Source organism: Streptomyces carpinensis, from assembly GCF_002154505.1.
GTDB classification, from domain to species: Bacteria; Actinomycetota; Actinomycetes; order Streptomycetales; family Streptomycetaceae; genus Streptomyces; species Streptomyces carpinensis.
The window spans coordinates 1-1,161 of record NZ_MUBM01000754.1 but is presented as its reverse complement, the minus strand read 5'-3'; the positions used below and the strand labels follow the sequence as shown (position 1 = coordinate 1,161).

Below are 1,161 nucleotides of genomic sequence, written 5' to 3'. Positions count from 1 at the left end.
ACGGCGTGGAGGGCGGCAGGTGGATCAGGGCGCGGACGGGGCCGGTCCCGAGCTGGCGCGGACCGTCAACTCCGGGGCGAGCAGCACCACTTCGTCCCTGGCGTGCCCGTCGAGCTTGGTCACCAGGTGCTCGATCGCGCGGCGGCCCATCTCCTGGGCGGGCACGGCGACGGAGGTCAGCCGCACCGAGGCCTGGACGGCGACCTGCTCCGGGCAGATCGCGACCACGGAGATGTCCTCCGGTACGGCGCGGCCCTGCTGGCGCAGCAGGGCGAGCAGCGGTTCCACCGCGGACTCGTTCTGCACGACGAAGCCGGTGGTGCCCGGACGCTCGTCGAGGATGCGGGCGAGGATCGCCGCCATCGCGTCGAAGCCGCCCTCGCAGGCGCGGTGCAGCACCTTCAGGCCCAGCTCACGCGCGCGGGAGCGCAGGCCGTCCAGGGTGCGTTCGGCGAAGCCGGTGTGCCGCTCGTAGACGGCGGGCGCCTCGCCGATGACAGCGATGTCACGGTGTCCCAGCGTCGCCAGGTGCTCCACGCACAGCGCGCCCGTCGCGCTCCAGTCCAGGTCGACGCAGGTCAGCCCGGTGGTGTCGGCGGGCAGGCCGATCAGGACCGAGGGCCGGTCGGTCCCGCGCAGCAGGGGCAGCCGCTCGTCCTCCAGTTCGACGTCCATCACGATCATCGCGTCGGCCAGTCCGCTGCCGGTCACCCGGCGCACGGCGTCGGGGCCCTCCTCGCCGGTGAGCAGCAGGACGTCGTAGCCGTGGGTGCGGGCCGTGGTCGCCACCGCGATGGCGATCTCCATCATCACCGGTACGTACATGTCCGTCCGCAGTGGGATCATCAGGGCGATGATGTTGGACCGGCTGCTGGCCAGGGCGCGGGCGCCGGCGTTCGGGTGGTAGCCGAGCTCCCGGATGCTCTGCTCGACCCGCTCCCGGGTGCTCGCGGAGATGGACCGCTTGCCGCTGAGGACATAGCTCACCGTGCTCGCCGAGACTCCGGCGTGCTGGGCGACCTCGGCGAGGGTGACCATCCGGCTCTCCAAGTTGTGAAGCGCTTCGACAGGTGCGCGTCTCCGACAGGACTGTGTGAGGGGTGGTTCGACAGTAGCTCCAGTCAGAGTGGGTGTCCACGGCCTGTCGAAGCGCTTCGACAG

The 1,161-nt window shown here is 71.4% G+C and carries 1 protein-coding gene; it reads right to left on the bottom strand.

Translation table 11 applies throughout. The features are described 5' to 3' along the window. Nucleotides 1-24 precede the first annotated feature (24 nt). Nucleotides 25-1,038 carry a LacI family DNA-binding transcriptional regulator gene (locus tag BZY54_RS48550; RefSeq protein WP_086731590.1) on the bottom strand — a complete coding sequence of 338 codons (1,014 nt, stop codon included), beginning with the start codon at nucleotides 1,036-1,038 and terminating at the stop codon, nucleotides 25-27. Nucleotides 1,039-1,161 lie beyond the last annotated feature (123 nt).

What these genes read in the sequence shown, in the direction of transcription:
- BZY54_RS48550 (WP_086731590.1), bottom strand. Translation starts at nt 1,038, where the DNA reads ATGGTCACCCTCGCCGAGGTCGCCCAGCACGCCGGAGTCTCGGCGAGC.